The 19,666-nt window shown below is 66.3% G+C and carries 11 protein-coding genes; all 11 read right to left on the bottom strand.

Features of this window, described 5'->3' with window-relative positions; genetic code table 11:
* Positions 1 to 60 precede the first annotated feature (60 nt).
* On the bottom strand, positions 61 to 5,973 hold the full coding sequence (uvrA, locus tag ACV229_RS08795) for an excinuclease ABC subunit UvrA (RefSeq protein ID WP_448082737.1): 5,913 nt from the start codon (positions 5,971 to 5,973) through the stop codon (positions 61 to 63).
* 598 nt (positions 5,974 to 6,571) lie between these two features.
* Entirely contained in the window at positions 6,572 to 6,850 is a 279-nt protein-coding gene (locus ACV229_RS08800; protein ID WP_448082738.1) for a hypothetical protein, read from the bottom strand.
* A 314-nt stretch (positions 6,851 to 7,164) separates the two neighbouring features.
* Positions 7,165 to 10,584 carry an adenylate/guanylate cyclase domain-containing protein gene (locus ACV229_RS08805; protein ID WP_448082739.1) on the bottom strand — a complete coding sequence of 1,140 codons (3,420 nt, stop codon included), beginning with the start codon at positions 10,582 to 10,584 and terminating at the stop codon, positions 7,165 to 7,167.
* Between the two features lie 177 nt (positions 10,585 to 10,761).
* Positions 10,762 to 11,154 carry a RidA family protein gene (locus ACV229_RS08810; protein WP_448082740.1) on the bottom strand — a complete coding sequence of 131 codons (393 nt, stop codon included), beginning with the start codon at positions 11,152 to 11,154 and terminating at the stop codon, positions 10,762 to 10,764.
* A gap of 86 nt (positions 11,155 to 11,240) precedes the next feature.
* On the bottom strand, positions 11,241 to 12,860 hold the full coding sequence (locus ACV229_RS08815; RefSeq protein ID WP_448082741.1) for an AMP-binding protein: 1,620 nt from the start codon (positions 12,858 to 12,860) through the stop codon (positions 11,241 to 11,243).
* Between the two features lie 26 nt (positions 12,861 to 12,886).
* Positions 12,887 to 14,065, bottom strand: coding sequence for an acyl-CoA dehydrogenase family protein (locus ACV229_RS08820; RefSeq protein ID WP_448082742.1), 1,179 nt, complete (start codon positions 14,063 to 14,065; stop codon positions 12,887 to 12,889).
* 1 nt (position 14,066) lies between these two features.
* Positions 14,067 to 14,918 carry an enoyl-CoA hydratase family protein gene (locus ACV229_RS08825; RefSeq protein WP_448082743.1) on the bottom strand — a complete coding sequence of 284 codons (852 nt, stop codon included), beginning with the start codon at positions 14,916 to 14,918 and terminating at the stop codon, positions 14,067 to 14,069.
* Positions 14,915 to 15,463 carry a MarR family winged helix-turn-helix transcriptional regulator gene (locus tag ACV229_RS08830; RefSeq protein WP_448082998.1) on the bottom strand — a complete coding sequence of 183 codons (549 nt, stop codon included), beginning with the start codon at positions 15,461 to 15,463 and terminating at the stop codon, positions 14,915 to 14,917. The genes ACV229_RS08825 and ACV229_RS08830 overlap by 4 nt, the downstream gene beginning before the upstream one ends.
* 71 nt (positions 15,464 to 15,534) lie before the next feature.
* Positions 15,535 to 16,308, bottom strand: a complete 774-nt coding sequence (locus tag ACV229_RS08835; protein ID WP_448082744.1) for an SDR family NAD(P)-dependent oxidoreductase — start codon at positions 16,306 to 16,308, stop codon at positions 15,535 to 15,537.
* Between the two features lies 1 nt (position 16,309).
* On the bottom strand, positions 16,310 to 18,676 hold the full coding sequence (locus ACV229_RS08840; RefSeq protein ID WP_448082745.1) for a bifunctional salicylyl-CoA 5-hydroxylase/oxidoreductase: 2,367 nt from the start codon (positions 18,674 to 18,676) through the stop codon (positions 16,310 to 16,312).
* A gap of 260 nt (positions 18,677 to 18,936) precedes the next feature.
* Positions 18,937 to 19,656 carry a GntR family transcriptional regulator gene (locus ACV229_RS08845; protein ID WP_448082746.1) on the bottom strand — a complete coding sequence of 240 codons (720 nt, stop codon included), beginning with the start codon at positions 19,654 to 19,656 and terminating at the stop codon, positions 18,937 to 18,939.
* Positions 19,657 to 19,666: the final 10 nt, after the last annotated feature.

Genomic DNA, 19,666 nt, shown 5'->3' on the forward strand with positions numbered 1-19,666 from the left:
ACCAACATCCGGATGATGTTTTTGTGAACTCACCGGGGCCGTTCATCGAAAGCGTCCGGTTCAACCGACTCCCGCTTCCCCCGATCGCACAGTGTCGCCCCGGTCCGTGCCGCTTCGCGCCAGCACGGGTTCGAGCGCGCGCCCCGTGTGGCTCGCACTCACCCGCACGAGCCCTTCCGGATCCGCCGCCGCCACGATCGCGCCGCCGCCCACGCCGCCTTCCGGGCCGAGATCGATGATCCAGTCCGCTTCCGCGATCACATCGAGGTCGTGCTCGATCACGACGACGCTGTGTCCCGCATCCACGAGCCGGTGCAGCACGCGGATCAGCTTCGCGACGTCCGCCATATGCAAGCCCACGGTCGGTTCATCGAGCACGTACAGCGTGTGCGGCGCCTTCTGGCCGCGCCGCGTGATGTCGTCGCGCACCTTGCTGAGTTCGGTGACGAGCTTGATGCGCTGCGCCTCGCCGCCGGACAAGGTCGGCGACGGCTGGCCGAGCGTCAGGTAACCGAGGCCGACGTCCTTCATCAGTTGCAGCGGATGCGCGATGTTCGACAGCGGTGCGAAGAACTCGACCGCTTCGTCGATCTCCATCGTCAGCACATCGCCGATGTTCCTGCCGCGCCACGTGACCGCGAGCGTCTCCGGATTGAAGCGCTGCCCGTGGCACACATCGCACGGCACCTTCACATCGGGCAGGAAGCTCATGCCGATCGTGCGCACGCCTTGCCCTTCGCATGCCGGACAACGCCCTTCGCCGGTGTTGAACGAGAAACGCGACGCGGTGTAGCCGCGGGCGCGCGCCTCCAGCGTGTCCGCGAACAGCTTGCGGATGGCGTCCCACACGCCGATGTAGGTCGCCGGGCAGGAGCGCGGCGTCTTGCCGATCGGCGTCTGGTCGACCTCGAGCACGCGGTCGATATGTTCCCAGCCGCTGATCGACTCGCAGCCCTGCCACGCATGCGTGACGTTGAGCGACGGCCGTGGCGCGCTGCGCGCCAGCACGCTCGCGCGGCGATTTGCGGGCTGCGGCGCGTCCTGCTGCGCGGCCTTGCGCGCGCGGCGCGTGGCCGGCGACGACAGCACCGAGCGGCCCACCGCATCGAGCAGGTTCGTCATCAGCACGTCGCGCGCGAGCGTCGACTTGCCCGAGCCGCTCACACCCGTCACCACGACAAGCCGCGCAAGCGGAATACCGACCGTGACATCGCGCAGGTTATGCAGCTTGCCGCCGTGCACCGTCAGCCACGTCTCCGGCACCGCCGGTCCGTTCTTCTGTTGCGGCAGGCTCACGCTGCGGCGCGGCTGCAGCGGATGCACGATCGGCTGCGCGAGGAAGCGCCCTGTCAACGAGTCGGCCTGCGCGGACAGGTCCGCGACCCCGCCCTGCGCGACCAGCGTGCCGCCGCGCTTGCCGGCGCCCGGGCCGACGTCGATGATGTGATCGGCTCGGCGGATCGTGTCTTCGTCATGCTCGACGACGACGAGCGTATTGCCCTTGTCGCCGAGCTTGCGCAGCGCGTTCAGCAGGATCTGGTTGTCGCGCGGATGCAGGCCGATCGTCGGCTCGTCGAGCACGTAGCAGACGCCCTGCAGGTTGCTGCCCAGTTGCGCCGCAAGCCGGATGCGTTGCGCTTCGCCGCCCGACAGGCTCGGCGCCGCGCGATCGAGGCTCAGATAGCCGAGCCCGACCTCCTCGAGAAACGCGAGACGGCTGCCGATCTCGCTGACGACGTCGCGCGCGATCTGCGCGTCCCGCCCGCCGAGCTGCAGGCCGTCGATCCAGCGGCGCGTATCCGACACGGTCCATTGCGCGACATCGACGATCGGATGGCCGTCGAAAGTCACCGCGCGCGCGGACGGATTCAGGCGCGTGCCGCCGCAATCCGCACACGGCTCGTCGCCGACGCCTTCCGGTTCCTGCTCGTCGGAAGGCAGTGTCTGCTCGCGGCCGCGGCCGTCTTCGACGAGCACCGTGTCGTCATAGGCCGCGCGCTGCTCGCGCGTGAGCGCGAGGCCGGTGCCCACGCAGGTCGTGCACCAGCCATGCTTGCTGTTGTACGAGAACATCCGCGGGTCCAGCTCCGGGTAGCTCGTGCCGCACACCGGGCACGCGCGCTTGACCGACAGCACCTTGACCTCGCCGACCTGCGCGGTCGAATGATCGTTGGCCATCGCATGATGCAGGCCGTCGAGCGGCGCGAGCAGATGCATCACGCCCTTGCCGAGCTCGAGCGTCTCGTCCAGGCGCTGCCTCAACTCGGCCTCGTTGTCCGGCGACACGACGAGATCGGCCACCGGCAGCTCGATCGTATGCTCGCGGAAGCGATCGAGCTTCGGCCACGGGTCCACCGTCACGAACTCGCCGTCGACGCGCAGATGCGTGTTGCCGCGCGCCTTCGCCCACTTCGCGAGATCCGTGTACACGCCCTTGCGATTGACGACGAGCGGCGCAAGCAGCCCGACGTGCTCGCCGCGGTGATCGCGCAGCAACTGCGCGGCGATCGATTCGACGGTTTGCGACGTCACCGGCGTGCCGTCATGGATGCAATGCTGAAGGCCGAGCTTCACATACAGCAGTCGCAGGAAGTGCCACACTTCGGACGTCGTCGCGACCGTGCTCTTGCGGCCGCCGCGCGACAGCCGCTGCTCGATCGCGACGGTCGGCGGAATGCCGTACACCGCGTCGACTTCGGGGCGCCCCGCCGGCTGCACGATCGAGCGCGCGTACGCGTTCAGCGATTCGAGGTAGCGGCGCTGGCCTTCGTGAAAGAGGATGTCGAACGCGAGCGTCGACTTGCCCGAGCCGGACACGCCGGTGATCACGTTGAACTTGCCGTGCGGAATATCGACGTCGAGCGCCTTCAGGTTGTGCTCGCGCGCATTGACGATCCGCACGACGTCCTCGCCTTCGATCGCCCGCCGCGCGCGCGCCGCGTTCAACGCGGCCTGCAGCGGCACGCCCTGCTCGTCGGCCTCGGCTTCGGCTTCGACGCCCATCGCGCGCTCGTACTGCAGCAGTGCCGCGCCGGTATGCGATCCGGCGCACGCTTTCACGTCGTCGGGCGTGCCCGCGCACAGCACGAGGCCGCCGCCGTCGCCGCCTTCCGGGCCGAGGTCGATCAGCCAGTCGGCCGCGCGGATCACGTCGAGATTGTGCTCGATCACGATCAGCGAATGCCCGCTCGCGAGCAGCTTGCCGAACGCCTGCATCAGCTTCGCGATGTCGTCGAAGTGCAGCCCCGTGGTCGGCTCGTCGAACATGAACAGCCGCGCACGCGCGATGCGCGCCTCTTCCGTGACGACACGGCGCCCGCCGGCGACCTTCGCCGATTCCGCGAGAAAGCCCGCGAGCTTCAGGCGCTGCGCTTCGCCGCCCGACAACGTCGGCACCGGCTGGCCGAGCTTCACGTATTCGAGCCCGACGTCGATGATCGGCTGCAGCACGCGCAGCACCTCGGCGTCGGCGGCGAAGAACGCCGCGGCTTCGCTGACGGTCAGGTCGAGCACGTCGGCAATGCTGAGCGCGCGGCCATCGCGCTCGATCCGCACCTCGAGAACCTCGGCCCGGTAGCGCTGGCCGTCGCAGTCCGGGCAGCGCAGATAGACGTCGCTCAGGAACTGCATCTCGATGTGCTCGAAGCCGGAGCCGCCGCAGGTCGGGCAGCGGCCATCGCCCGAGTTGAAGCTGAACGTGCCCGCACCGTAGCCGCGCTGCAGCGCGAGCGGCGCCTTCGCGAACAGCTTGCGGATCTCGTCGAACGCGCCGACATAGCTCGCCGGGTTCGAGCGCGTGGTCTTGCCGATCGGCGACTGATCGACGAACACGACATCGCTGACCTGCTCGGCGCCCGTGAGGCGGCGGTACGCGCCCGGCGACTCGGTCGCCTTGCCGAGGTGCCGCGCCATCGCCGGATAGAGCACGTCCTGCAGCAGCGTCGACTTGCCGGAACCCGATACGCCCGTCACGCAGACGAGGCGCTGCAACGGAATCTCGACCGTGACGTCCTGCAGGTTGTGCTCGCTCGCGCCCTCGAGCACGATCCGCGGCGTGTGCGCATCCACCGGACGGCGCGACCAGTGCGACGCGTGCGCGACATGCTTGCGGCCGCCCAGATATTCGCCCGTCAGCGTGCGGGCCGAGCGGATGTCGCCGGGCGTGCCGTCGTAGATGATCGTGCCGCCGCGCTCGCCGGGGCCGGGACCCATGTCGATCAGCCGGTCGGCCGCGAGCATCACCGACGGATCGTGTTCGACGACGACCAGCGTATTGCCCGCGTCGCGCAAGCGCTGCATCGCCTCGACGATCCGGTTCAGGTCGCGCGGATGCAGCCCGATGCTCGGCTCGTCGAGCACGAACAGCGTCTTCGTGAGCGACGTGCCGAGTGCCGTCGTCAGGTTGATCCGCTGCACCTCGCCGCCCGACAGCGTGCGGCTCTGCCGGTCGAGCGTCAGATAGCCCAACCCGACGTCGCACAGGTACTTCAGGCGCGTGCGCACCTCGGCGAGCAGCAGCTTCAGCGCATCGTCGAGCAGCGCGCTCGGCAGGCTGATGTCGTCGAAGAAGCGGCGGATGCGCTCGATCGGCAGCAGCATCAGGTCGTGCACCGTCAGGCCCGGCAGCGCCTCGAGCTGCGCGCGGGTCCAGTCGACGCCGCGCGGCATGAAGCGGCCGGCCGCCGCGAGCGCCGCGTCGGCGTTCGCTTTCGTGCCGAGTCGCCACAGCAGCGACTCCGTCTTCAGGCGCGCACCGCCGCATTCCTCGCACGGCGTGTAGCTGCGGTATTTCGACAGCAGCACGCGGATATGCATCTTGTACGCTTTCGATTCGAGGTAGCCGAAGAAGCGCTTCACGCCGTACCACTGGCTCTGCCACTTGCCGTTCCAGTCCGGCGAGCCGTTGATGACCCAGTCCCGCTCGGCAGACGTCAGCTCGGCCCACGGCGTATCGCGGCGAATGTCCGCCTTCGCCGCATAGCGCATCAGGTCGTCCTGGCATTCCTTCCACGCGGGCGTCTGCATCGGCTTGATCGCGCCGCCGCGCAGCGTCTTGCGCTCGTCCGGGATCACGAGGCCGAGATCGACGCCGATCACGCGGCCAAAGCCGCGGCAGGTTTCGCACGCGCCGTACGCCGAGTTGAACGAGAACAGCGCCGGCTGCGGATCCGCGTAGCGCAGGTCGCTGTCCGGGTTATGGAGCCCGGTGGAGAAGCGCCATACCTGCGGCTCCGCTGCTGCGTCGGTCGAATTTTCCGGTGCCTGTGCGAGCACGTAGACATTCACCCGGCCGCCGCCGCGCTTCAGCGATGCTTCGATCGCCTCGACCGCGCGCACCTTGTCGACCTGATGCAGACGGAAGCGGTCGGCCACCACGTCGAGCACCTTGCGCGGCCCGGTGGGCGACGCGATTTCGCGCTGCGCCTGCACCCGCGTATAGCCGCTTGCCGACAGCCACTGCTCGACTTCCTCGGCGGTCACGGTTTCCGGCAACTCGACCGGGAACGTCACGACGAGCCGCGGATCCTGGTCCGCCGTGCGCGCGAAGAGGTCGGCATAGATCGTCTCCGGCGTGTCGTGCCGCACCGGCTGCGCGGTCTTGCGGTCGAACAGCTCCGCCGCGCGTGCGTACAGGAGCTTCAGGTGATCGTTGAGCTCGGTCATCGTGCCGACGGTCGAGCGCGAACTGCGGACCGGATTGGTCTGGTCGATCGCAATCGCGGGCGGCACGCCGTCGACGCGGTCGACCTGCGGCCGGTCCATCCGGTCGAGAAACTGGCGCGCATACGCGCTGAACGTCTCGACATAGCGCCGCTGGCCCTCCGCGTACAGGGTGTCGAACACGAGACTCGATTTGCCGGAGCCCGACGGGCCCGTGACGACCGTCATTTCGCCGGTGCGCAGGTCGAGATCGATATTCTTGAGATTGTGCTGACGTGCTCCGCGAATGCGGATCAGATTATTGGATGACAATTTGTCTGCCCGTCGGAATGAGTTGGCCAGGGTTCACGGCGCGGTAGGCTGCGGGACGCTCGCAGGCACGGCGCCCGCGCCGTGATGCGGACATCGGTGCGGCTCGGTTTCGGACGAGTACTATACTGTATGTCCATACAGTTTTCCATGGCTGTCGCGGGGTGGCGCGGACAAGGCCTTGCTTCGGCGGCTTGGGACGGCCTTCCTGCCTGAGCTCGATCGCCGGGTCCCCGCCCGTGGCGGCATGCGCTAGGCGGGACGTCGAAGCCTGGATGGACGCTTGCAGCGCGCCACGAAAATAATCGGGCCCCAATATATGGAAGCGTGCGCCCGTTCGACTGGCTAGCCGACGCGGCGGCGGCCGAACGCGGGGCCGAGGAGCCGACCGGCATCATGTCGACGACTGGCAGGCAATCGCGCGCACCGCACGCTCACGTGATTCGCAGTCGGCCGTGATGAAGCGGGAGATGGTGTGAGGTCGTCGCGCGCGCGACACGCGCGATGAAGTGCGCGCACCAGCGAGTTGTCGCGTCGCAGATGCGCGTCCAATCACGCGGCACGGTGGTGCAAGCCGCGATCGATCAAGTAGCGTAGGACGTCAAGTGCCGGCGGCCAGACGCGGGCTCGCGCCAAGCGTCGTGAACTCCACTTCAGGCCGTGGCGACGGCAGCGCGCTTACCCAAGGATCGATGCCCTGCTGCTGCACTTCTTCGAGAAACGCAACACGCGTGCTCCAGTAGTTTGCTCGTAATTTTGCATCGATGACACGCTGCTCGGCGGCGAACAATTCCATGCGTGCAGTCACCAGCATCGACGCCGCGGTTTTTTCCGGCGTCGGGGCGTGACGCATCGCCCAACGGCTGATCCAGTTCACCATGCTGCCCCCCGTGAAGACGGACGGACCCGGATTGGGCAATCGCGATCGGCCGCGCGCCTGTCTCGATGCGTTGCGGCCGCTGCGAAACTTCACCACCCGGGTTCCACGCACCACCGACACCCCGTATCGATAGTGATCGCCGCGGCATGTGTGCGCGCGGTTTACCTATCCTATGAATACTTGCCGGTTTTCGCGATACGGGTTTGCATCCTTCGACATGTTTCATTCTTGAAACAGTGCATCGCGCGTGCGGCGGGCAGGCTGAAGGCGTCATCTTATGACTGCAGCATTTCTCGTCCTGCCAGAGTCATGGACTACGTGGTCTTGTCCGCAGCCACTTCGTCGAGCAGCGCCTTGGCTTCACGCAACTCGGCGGTGTCGAGTCCTTCCGTGAAAAAGGCATGGATCCCGGTCAGCGTCAGCCTCACGGCAGACGCTTTGCCTTGCATTCGCCACAGGCGAGCCAGGCTCAGCGACGCGCGCAGCTCGAGCGACTTCGCGCCTTGGTCGATCGCGAGTTCGATGGCCTTCTGAAAGCATGCTTGTGCCTGTTGCTGTTCCGCCGATTCGGTCACCTGACCGCCTGGACCATCGAGAATCATTTCTCCCATGAGCCGATGCAGTTCGGCTTCGTGGAAATGCTCCCCGGTTCTGTCAACCATGGCGAGCGCGTCAGTCAGCGCGCGCAATCCCGCCTGCGCTTGTCCGGCCCCCCTGTAGATCCGCGCCAACAGTGCCAGAAAATACGAGCGCGACAGCTCGGCACCGGTCGCCTGATAGGCCACGAGGCCCTGAGTCATCAACCTGCTCCCTTCTTCGGCATTCCCCTGCTCCGCCAGCGCCCAGCCTCGCATGATCGTCCCCCATGCCAGGTAGTACGGAAAGCCCTGCTCGGTCGCGAGCGTCATGGCCGCTTCCGCATACTCTTGCGCCTGTTTCGGTTCGTGCCGGAACTCGCGCAACATGGCTGCAGCGACGAGCGTGAACGCGAGGCTGAACGGGTGCGACATCCGGTGCGCGAGGGCGAGCGCCTGCTCGCTCCGCTCGACGGCGTGATCCGGAAATCCCAGGTACCACTGCGTCCACGCAGAAATGCTCAATCCGCGAATGCCGGGATCCAGGCCATAGACAAACGCATGAGCACGATGCCGTTGAGGGTCGTACAGCGTGCCAAGCGCCTTCTGGTGGGCACGAGCGGTGCCCAGGTCGCCCTGAAAGAACGAGCTCGACCCGAGTGCACTATGCGCTTCCACCAGCAAGTCGACATCCTGCGCGTCGCGTGCGAGGCGGAGCACCCGCTCGCCCAGTTCTCGTGCGGTCGCGTATTCCGCGCGAAGTGAATAGTAGGTCCGCAAGCCCAGTTGCACAGGCGCGAGCTGCGAATTCTCGCCAAGCTGTTCGCACAACGCCAGCGCACGTGTGTAGGTCGCCGCCACTTCCGCTGAAGCATAGCCGCGCGCAGCCATCAGGGCCGGGCCGAGCGCGATCTGCAACATCAGTTCGCAACGTGAGCGTTCGATCGTGTCGGGTAAGCGCGCAAGCAATTCCAGCGCCGTTCCGAGGTGTCGGATCGCCTCGACACTTGCGGAACGCTGCACCGCCTGCTGCCCCGCGCGATGCAGATACTCGACGGCTTTCTGCGAATTGCTGCTCAGGCTGTAGTGGTGCGCGAGCTCGCTGCAATACTCATTGAGACGATCGGCATAGAGCGCTTCGATGGCCTGCGCCGTGCGCTCATGCAGCACGCTGCGCTGCTCCGACAGCAACGAATTGGCGGCGACCTCCTGGGTCAGCGCGTGCTTGAACGTATATTCGACTTCCGGGAAAGCCGGCCGCTCGTAGATGAACTCCGCCGCTTCCAGGCGCGACAGCAAGCGGCGCAGTTCGTCCTCCGGTTGCGAGATGGTCTTCCGGATCAGGCTCCACGGAAATTCCTTGCCGACGATCGCCAGATGCTGCAGCAGCATCTTCTCTGCTGCCGGCAGCCGATCCATCCGGGCGGCGAGCACCCCCTGAACCGTCGTCGGAATCTGCAGCGCCGCCGGCGTCCTGGCAACGCGGTAATGGCCGGGCTCGCCGAGCAGCGCCCCCTCCTCGACCAGCGTCTGCACGACTTCTTCCATGAAGAAGGGATTGCCTTCGGTCTTTTCCAGGATGCGTTGCTTCAGCGGTATCAAGCCGGGCTCGTTACCCAGCAGCACGCCGAGCAGGTCTTGTGCCTCGGCCGAGCCCAACGGGTCGAGCCGCATCTGAACGTAGTTGTCCTTGTGCGTCCAACCGGGCCGATACTCGGGCCGGAAGTTCAGGAGCAGCAATATCCGCGCACTGGCCACCCGGTCGACGAGAAACGCGAGAAACGCTTCGGTTTCGCCGTCCAGCCATTGCAGGTCCTCGAACAGCAATTGGAGCGGCTGGTCGAGACTCTCACGTACCAGCAGCTGCTTGATCGCCTCGAACGTGCGGTCGCGCCGGATTCGCGCGTCCATGTTCGCGACGCAGGAGCCGGCGTCGCTGACGCCCAGCAGAAACAGCAGATAAGGCAGAAGGTCTTCGAGGCCGCGCTCCAGCGTCAGGACACGGCCGGTGATCTTCTCGCGGCACCGGCGCTCATCGTCCTGGGCCGTGATCTGGAAGTAGTTCCTCAACAGCTCGATCAGCGGCAAATACGCGAAGGCCTTCCCATGCGACACCGAGAACGTCTCCAGCACCAGGCAGCCGCGCTGCGAGCGCTCCTTGAACTCATGGAACAGCCGCGACTTTCCGACCCCGGCCTCGCCCACCACGCCGACGATTTGCCCGTGCCCGGCCGACGCCTCCGTCAGCGCGCCATGCAATCTCTGCAGCTCTGCCTCCCGGCCCACGAACCGGGCCAGGCCGCGGTGTGCCGCCACCTGAAGGCGCGTGCGCAGCGCGCCCAGGCCGAGCACTTCATAGACCTCGAGCGGTTCGGGGATGCCCTTGACTTGCGTGGCACCCAGGGACTTGAACTCGAAGTAGCCTTCGGCCAGCCGGCGAGTGGATTCACTGACGAGGATCGACGAGAGCGCGGCGATCGTCTGCATGCGGGACGCAATATGGATGGTGTGGCCCACCGGGTCGTAGTCCGCATGCAAGTCGTCCTTGCGGATCGAGCGCACGACCACCTCGCCCGTATGGATGCCGACGCGGATCTGGAGCGGGATGCCTTCCTGCAGACGAATCCGGTCTGCGTGGCGCCGCATCGCATCCTGCATGCGCAGCGCCGCATACAGCGCCCGCTGCGGGTGATCTTCGTGCGCGATCGGTGCGCCAAACAGCGCCAGGATTCCGTCGCCCAGCGACTTCGCGACGAACCCTTCGTAATGGTGCACCGCCTCCATCATCAGTGCGATGACAGGCGCGATCAGGCGGTGAGCATCTTCCGGATCCCGGTCATGGATCAACGCGGTCGATCCGGCCATGTCGGCGAAGAGCGCCGTGATCGTCTTGCGTTCGACTGCCGTTCCTTGCTGGGCCTCGATTGCAGCCTGCTCGGCGAGAATGCGTTCGGCCAGATGGGCCGGCGTGTAATGAATCGGGGCGGTCGGCGATCCTGGCGACGCATCGCCGACAGGTGCGCCGCACGCGTTGCAAAAGCGCGCGGTTGCACTCAGTTCGTGGCCGCAGCGTGCACAGATCCGCGCCAGCCTGGCGCCACACTGTTCGCAGAAGTTGGCTCCACCAGCGTTTTCGAAACCGCAATCCGCGCAGCGCATCGTGTCACTCGACTTCGTCGGCTCATGACGAATTAGACGCCGATTCGAATGCAGCATCAAGACAGACCCGGCGCACGTCGATCGCCCCGTCGCTACCGTTGACCGCCGGCATTCTTCCGACATGACAGACAACGGTCCAGGAACGGCGCTCCGCTCTGCAGCGGAGCACCGTATCTTCTACTCCGGCACGACAGCCGTCACTTCAATCTCCACCTTGGCGCGATCCTCTACCAGTGCGGAGACCTCGACGGCCGTCATGGCAATACTGAAGCTGCCGATCAGTTCACGAAACGCCTCGCCGATCTCCGCGTAGGCCGCCACGTAGGCCCTTTTGTCGGTCACGTACCATGTCATGCGCACGATGTGCTCGGGCCTGGCGCCCCCCTCGGCCAGCACCTCGACGATGTTGTGCAGCGCCTGGCGCACCTGGCCGGCCAGGTCATCGGTATGGAACACGCCCTGCGCATCCCAGCCGATCATGCCGGCGACGAAGATCATACGTCCGCGCGCGGACACGCCATTGGCATAGCCTTTCGGGCGCGGCCAGCCTGGAGGAAGAAGCACCTGCATACATCGATTCCTTTTGTTGTCGGACACACGCTGCGAGCGCCCGCCGCACATCGCGCGGCGCCGCAATCACCACGCGCAGTGCGCCATCATGAATGGCTACCCTCGCGCAACCGATAGCGCAGCAGCTTGCCCACTTCACTGCGCGGCAGCGAGGTACGGAACTCGATGGCGCGCGGATACTTGTACGGCGCGATCGTCTGCCTGACGAAATCCTGCAGCACCTTTACCATCCCCGCCCCCGGCTCGTGTCCGGGGCGCAGCACCACGAAGGCCTTGACGATCTGGCCGCGCTCCTCGTCCGGCACACCGATCACGCCGCATTCGGCCACGGCCGGATGCTGCATCAATGCATCCTCCACCTCAGGCGAACCGATGTTGTAGCCGGACGAGATGATCATGTCGTCGGTACGCGAGTGGTAGTGGAAGTAGCCTTCCTCGTCCAGCACGTAGGCGTCGCCGGTCAGGTTCCAGCCATCGCGCACATAGTCACGCTGGCGGTCATCGGCAAGATAGCGGCAGCCGGTCGGCCCCTGCACCGCCAGCCGGCCGACCGTGCCGGGCGGCACGGAGTCGCCGGCGTCGTCCACCACGCGCGCGACGTAGCCGGGCACTGCCTTGCCGGTGGCACCAGGGCGCACGTCGTCGTCCGCGGCGGAAATGAAGATGTGCAGCATCTCGGTCGCGCCGATGCCGTCGATCAACTCGATGCCGGTCGCGCCTTTCCACAGTGTGCGCGTGGCGACGGGCAGTGGCTCGCCGGCGGAAACGCAACGGCGCAGCGGCGTCGCGCGAAGCTCGTTCCCGCGAGCCGCGATGTTGCGATACGTCGTGGGCGCAGTAAACAGTACCGTGGCACCGAACGCGCGAATGGCGTCCACCAGATCATCGGGCGAGGCCCGTTCCAGCAACACGGTCGACGCCCCCACGCTGATCGGAAAGAGCAGCAGGCCACCCAGCCCGAACGTGAACGACATCGGCGGGCTGCCGATGAAGATGTCGTCGGAACGTGGGCGCAGCACATGCGGCGGCCAGCAAGCGCAGATGGCCATCACGTCGCGATGGAAATGCATGGTTGCCTTGGGCACGCCCGTGGTGCCGGAGGTGAAGGCGAGCAGGCACGTGTCGTCGGCTGCGGTGTCGACGTTGGCAAACGTATCGGGCTGGCGCGCCATGGCCGCTTCCAGGCCGTCGGGCGCCGCATCGTTGAAGCAGGTGATGTGCACGGGCGCTGCAGCCTTGGCGGCCGCGTCACGCAATTCGTCGATCAGCCGCGCGTCGCACAGCGCAAAGCCGATCTCGCCCTTGGCAAGAATCTGCCCAAGCTCCCTGGCGCGCAGCAACGGCATGGTGGACACTGCAATCGCGCCAACCTTCATCACCGCAAACCAGCACGCCGCCAGCATCGGGTTGTTGGGCGCGCGCAGCAGTACGCGGTTGCCCGGCACCACGCCGATCTCGTGCACGAGCACATTGGCGATGCGGTTCGCATGTTCGTGCAGGTCGGCATAGGTCCAGCGCACGCCGCCGGGTGCCTGGATACACAGACGATCGCCGTCGCCGTTGGCAATACGCCGGTCGAGCAATGCCGTCGCGCAGTTCAGTTGCGGCGGAAACTGCAGCGCCGGCAAATCGAAGCGGTAGACCGGCTGGCGTTCCGCCGGCGGCAGGCGATCGCGGGCGAAGGTATCGATATGGGCGCTGGGCATGGCGAGACCTCCGTCTCTGGCGAATATCAATGCGTCGCTGCGGGCGCGGCCTTGCGCAGCAGATCGCGCGCGATGATCAGCAACTGCACCTCGGTCGCGCCTTCGTAGATGCGCAGTGCGCGAATCTCGCGGTACAGGCGCTCGACAGGCTGCCCGCTGACGACGCCAAGTCCACCCCACATCTGCACGGCGGCGTCGATCACCTGCTGCGCGTTCTCCGTGGCAGTCATCTTGGCCATGGCGGCTTCGCGCGTGACGGCGCGCCCCTGGTCGCGCTGCCAGGCGGCGCGATAGGTCAGGAGCGCCGCACTGTCGACGGCAGTGGCCATCTGGGCGAGCCTGGCCTGCGTAAGCTGGAAATCGGCCAGCACGCCATTGAACATCTTGCGCGAGATGGCGCGCGTCAACGCTTCGTCCAGTGCGCGCCGTGCAAAGCCGAGCGCTGCGGCGGCCACTGACGTGCGAAATACATCCAGCGTGCGCATCGCCACCTTGAAGCCCTCGCCTGCCGCGCCCACGCGCTGGCTGGCGGGGATCCGGCAGTCGGTGAACCGCAGGCGTGCCAGCGGGTGCGGCGCGATCACGTCGATCCGCTCGGCAATCTCGAAACCCGGCGTGTCGGCGTCGACGATGAACGCGGAGATGCCGTGCGCGCCCGGCGCCTCGCCGGAGCGGGCGAAGACGACATAGAAATCGGCGATCCCGCCGTTGGAGATCCACGTCTTCTCGCCGTCGAGCACGTAGCTGTCGCCGTCCTCACGCGCCGCGCAGGTCATGGCGGCCACGTCGGAGCCGGCGTCGGGCTCGGACAGCGCAAAGGCAGCGATGACGTCGCCGCGTGCCACCTTGGTCAGGTAGCGCTGGCGCTGTTCAGGCGTGCCGTGCAGCGAGATGGCACCCGAACCGAGTCCCTGCATCGCAAAGGCGAAATCGGCCAGACCGGAATGGCGCGCCAGCGTTTCCCGGATCAGGCAGATCGCGCGCGTATCGATGGCCTCGCCGGTGCCGCCATGCGCCGTGCCGCCGATCGCGTGGCGCAGCCAGCCGGCCTCGCCGAGCGACTTCACCAGTGCACGGCATTCGGCATCGACATCCGGGCCGGGGTCGTGCGGGACGTGCCGGGCCGCCCAGGCATCCAGCTCGGTCGCAAGCCGGCGATGCTTGTCGTCGAAGAACGGCCACTGCAAATAGTCGACGTCGCTCATGTCAGTTGCCCTCGAAGACCGGCTTTTGCCTGGCAACAAACGCGCGATACGCACGCGAGAAATCTTCCGTCAACATGCAGATCGCCTGCGCCTGGGCCTCGGCCTCGAGTGCCTGTTCGATCGTCATGGTCCATTCCTGGTGCAGCATGGTCTTGGTGATGCCGTTGGCGAACGAGGGGCCGGCTGCCAGATCGGCCGCCAGCGCCTGGGCTTCGGCCAGCACCTCGGCGTGCCCGCAAAGGCGATTGAAGAAACCCCAGCGCTCGCCTTCCTCGCCGCTCATGGAACGGCCTGTGTAGAGCAGTTCGCTGGCACGGCCCTGGCCGATGATGCGCGGCAGGATCGCGCACGCGCCCATGTCGCAGCCGGCCAGCCCGACGCGATTGAACAGGAAGGCGACCTTGCTGCGCGCGGTACCGAGCCGCAGGTCGGACGCCATCGCCAGGATGGCGCCCGCACCGGCACACACGCCGTCGACGGCCGCGACGATGGGTTGCGGGCAGACGCGCATCGCCTTGACCAGCTCGCCCGTCATGCGTGTGAACATCAGCAGCTCGGGCGCATTCAATTGCACGAGCGGGCCGATGATCTCGTGCACATCGCCGCCGGAGCAGAAGTTGTCGCCGGCGCCGGCCAGCACGATGGCCTTGATGTCGTCGGCCCACTTGAGCTGGTGGAACAGATCGCGCAGCTCGGCGTACGAATCGAAGGTCAGCGGGTTCTTGCGCTCGGGCCGGTTGAGCGTGATGGTGGCGACATTGCCGTCAACGCGCCAGAGGAAATGGGTGGCCTGATAGCCGGCAAGCGGGCGGCGGTTGCCGGTCAGCAGGGCCGGATCGATGTGCGCGTTCATGGTTTGGAGGCGTTCAGTAACGGTTGAGTGTCGCGGGCGTCCGGCTCGCTGCGTTCCGTTTCCCGGCGCGCGAGGTGCATGCGCAGGTGGCCGAGCTGCGCGTAGAGCGCGTCCTTGTTGGCCGCCCCCAGGCCATCGAACATCTCGATCAGCCAGCGCTCGTGCTCGGCAGCCATCCCGGCGAAGTGGCGGCGCCCCTGCTCGGTCAGCAGCACGCGAAACGAGCGGCGGTCTTCCGGATCGACCTCGCGCTTCACCAGCCCCTCTTTTTCCAGCTGGTCCGTCAGACCGGTCACGTTGCCGCCGGTCACCATCAGGTAGCGCGACAGCACGTTCATGCGCAGGCCGTCCGGATGGCGGTCGAGCTGGGCCAGGTAGTCGAAGCGCGGCAGCGACGTGCCGAATCGCGTGCGCAGGCGCTGACGGATCTGTTGTTCGATCTGCGTGCTGCAGGCCAACAGGCGCAACCAGATCTTCACGTCCATGTGGTCGTCGGCCTGGGCACGCGCTTCCCGGCCAATCCATGCGTCGCCCGGCGCCTGCACCAGCTTGTGCTGACCGGAGTCGCCGCCGGGTCGCACGGCCCGCGCGGGGTTGCGCGGTTTGCGTAGCGTGCTCACATGACCTCCCCGCCGGAGACCGAGATGGCTTGCCCGGTGATCGACGCCGCGCCGTCCGAGCACAGCCACGCGACGGTATCGGCAACCTCATCCGGCGTCACCAGCCGGCCTTGCGGATTGCACTTGACCAGCTCGGCGCGTGCTTCCTCCGTGCTGCGGCCGGTGCGCAGGGCGATACGGCCGATGCTCTCGCGCACGAGGTCGGTGTCGGTGTAACCCGGGCACACCGCGTTGACGGTCACGCCACGCGTCGCCAGTTCCAGCGCCAGCGAGCGCGTCAGGCCGATCACGCCATGCTTGGCTGCTGCATAGGCAGACACGTACGCGTAGCCACGCAGCCCTGCCGTGCTCGCCACGTTCACGATGCGCCCGCGCCCGCAAGCCAGCACATCGCCCAGGGCCGCCTGCGTGCAGAGGAACGTGCCGGTCAGGTTGACAGCCAGCATGCGCTGCCAATGGTCGAGCGTGGTCCTGGCAAACGGCGCGCTTTCGGCCTGGCCGGCGTTGTTGACGAGGATCGAAATCGGCCCGAGGCCGGTGCGCGCGATGTTGAACGCAGCGGACACGCTGCCCGAGTCCGATACATCGCACGTCACCACCCGGGCGCGAGCACTGGCGGGCAACGTGGCGGCCATGGCTTCCAGTGCGGCGGCCTGCCGGCCCATCAATGTGAGCGTCGCGCCTTCGGCGGCCAGGCGCGCGGCAATGGCCGCGCCAATCCCGCGGCCGGCGCCGGTCACCACGGCATGGTGCCCTGCAAGCATCGCCATATCAGACCCCCTGCATGCGGTTGGCCTGCTCCAGCGGCGACAGCCCGGCCGCCTGCGCGGCCATCGCGCGCTCGCGTTCGAGGTTGCGCTCGAGCTGCAATTTGCCGGCGCGGTATTGCTTGGGCCACGGCATGTCGAGATAGCCGATGCGCGCTGCCTCGTTCAACGTCCAGGCCGGGTTGGCCAGATGGGGACGCGCCACGGCGCACAGGTCGGCACGGCCAGCCGCGATGATGCTGTTGACATGGTCCGCTTCCGAAATCGCACCCACGGCGATGGTGGCAATGCCCGCCTCGTTGCGCACGCGATCGGCAAATGGCGTCTGGAACATGCGGCCGTACACGGGCTGTTCCTTCTTGCTCACCTGACCCGACGAGCAGTCGATCATGTCCGCGCCCGCTGCCTTGAAGATGCGCGCGATCTCGACAGCATCGTCCGGCGTGATGCCGCCTTGCACCCAGTCGTGCGCGGAGATGCGCACCGACATCGGCCTGGTTGCAGGCCACACGGCACGCAACGCACGAAAGATTTCGAGCGGATAGCGCAGCCGGTTTTCCAGCGAACCGCCGTACTCGTCGTTGCGCTGGTTGGTCAGCGGCGAGATGAACGACGACAGCAGGTAGCCGTGCGCACAATGCAGTTCCAGCCAGTCGAACCCTGCGTCGGCAGCCAGTCTGGCGGCGTGGACGAAGTCATCTCGCACGCGGTCCATATCGTCGCGCGTCATGGCCCGGGACCATTGGCTGATGCCGTCCAGATATTGTTGCGGCGAAGCGGAGATCAACGGCCAGTTGCCCTTCGGCAGCGGCAGATCGACACCTTCCCACGCGACGCGCGCCGAGCCCTTGGCGCCGGCGTGGCCAAGCTGGATGCCGATCTTGGCATCGGTGTTGGTGTGCACGAACCGAACGATGCGCGCCCAGGCATCGCGCTGCCCGGTGTTCCACAGTCCCGGGCAACCCGGCGTGATGCGCGCGTCGGGCGACACGCAAGTCATTTCCACCATCACCAGTCCGGCACCGCCCATGGCACGCGCACCCAGGTGAACGAGGTGGTAGTCCGCCGGCATGCCGTCCACGCACGAGTACTGCGCCATGGGCGATACGACCACGCGATTCTTGAGCGTGACGCCGCGTACCGTGAATGGCGTGAACATCGGTGGCACGGGACCATGATCGGATGCGCGCCGTCCGCCCGGCAGGCCGGCCTGCGCCGCAATCCAGTCTTCGAAGGATTCGAGGTACGCCTTGTCACGCTGGCGCAGGTTTTCGTGGCTGATGCGCTGGCTGCGCGTCAGCAGCGAATAGGCGAACTGCTCGGTCGGCAGGTTGGCGTAGCGGGCGACGTTCTCGAACCATTCGGTCGAATTGCGCGCGGCGTTCTGGATGCGCAACACCTCGACGCTGCGCACCGCTTCGTAGTGTTCGAGCGCGCCCGTGAGGTCGCCGGGCTGCTGGCCAATGCAACTTGCCAGCTCGATGGCATCTTCCAGCGCCAGCTTGGTGCCCGATCCAATCGAGAAATGCGCGGTGTGCGCGGCATCGCCCATCAGTACGACCGGAGCGCGCCCGTTATGGTGCACCCAGTGCTGGCACACCACACGCGGAAAACGGATCCACTGTGCCGAACCACGCAAGTGCGCAGCATTGGACAACAGCGTGTGGCCGTCCAGGTATCTGGCGAACAGGCGCTCGCAAAAAGCGATGCCCTCCTCTTTTTCCATCGTCTCGAGACCCGCCTTGCGCCACACCTCCTCGGGCGTCTCGACGATGAAGGTGGAGGTGTCGGCATCGAAACGATACGCGTGCGCCTGGAACCAGCCGTGCTCGGTTTCCTCGAATGCGAATGTGAAGGCATCGAACAACTTGTGCGTGCCGAGCCAGACGAAACGGCAGCGGCGCCGGTCGATGTCGGGCTGATAGTGGGCAGCGTACTTGGTGCGGATACGGCTGTTCAGGCCGTCACTGGCGATGATCAGGTCGGCATCGCCATAAGCGGTGTCATCCTGCACGTCGGTCTCGAAGAGCAGCTTGACCCCTAATTCCTCGCAGCGGGCCTGCAGGATATTCAACAGCCGCTTGCGGCCGATACCGCAGAAGCCGTGGCCGCCCGAGCGCACCACCTGGCCACGGATATGGACTTCGATATCGTCCCAATGGTTGAACGCATCGAGGATCTGCGCAGCGCTCTTCGGATCGGCGCGTTGCAAATTGCCGAGCGTCTGGTCGGAGAAGACGACACCCCAGCCGAAGGTGTCATACGGCCGGTTTCGCTCGACCACGGTGATGTCGTGCGCCGGATTCCGAAGCTTCATCAGCAGACCGAAGTACAGCCCGGCCGGGCCGCCGCCGATACAGACGATCTTCATGGGAGTTCCCCGTCGGATGCACTTTTACATTAGGTATAAATAATTGAGTTGTAAAGCAATTGTCCGAGAAGAATGGCCGGGGAAAACGCTGACCCGGATCGGCGAACCCCGCTCCAGCGCGAGTGGATTCCGCTCCGGCACGGTCTGCCCTTCGCTGCCGGCCTGTCTCGCATCATCGCGTGCAACAGCCAGTTCGTCCGTCGGGACTCGCTTCCCGTCGTGACGGGCTGTACGTCAAACCGGGGTTCGGTCAGCGCCGCTCAGCTTTCCGAGTGCGCGGCCTCTCTAGCCAGCGACGCTTGCATGAGCACGGCGTCGCGCTTCGCGAGAAGATGCGCGCGCAGGATCGCCGCCATCTTCTTCCCGTCGCGCGCCTCCAGCGCGCGAATCATTTCCTCGTGATCGTGAATGGCGCTGTCCCACTTCGCGCTCTGGAAATTCGAGCGAAAGCGCAGCGCCTGCAAGCGCCGGTTCATCGTGACATAAACCTGCCGCAACGCCGTATTGCGCGCGGCTTCGTTGATCCGATCGTGAATCGCCTGATTGCGCACGTAGTAGCCGGACAGATCGTTCTGCGCGCGGCACGCGAGCATCTCGTAGTGCAGCGCCTTGATCTCGGCAAGCTCGGCGGGCGTCATGCGCTCGCACGCCAGTTCGCCCGAAAACGCTTCCAGGCCGCTCAGCAACTCGAACATCTCCCGAATCTCGGCTTCGCTCATCTGCGATACCGACGCGCCCCGGTTCGGCGAAATATCGACGAGCCCCTCGGCCGCGAGCACCTTCAGCGCCTCGCGCAAAGGCGTGCGCGAAATGCCGAGGCGCTCGCACAGCTCGCGCTCGTTCAGCTTCATGCCCGGCTCGAGCACCCCTTCGACGATGAACGTGCGCAGGTGGTCGACCACGGTGTCGTGCAAGCGTTGCCGCTCCACTTTCGGCAACAGCGGGGCGACCTTCTCGGGTGGCATACCAGGATTTTGCATTCAAATTCTC

It is taken from the genome of Burkholderia sp. MR1-5-21 (genome assembly GCF_053427715.1).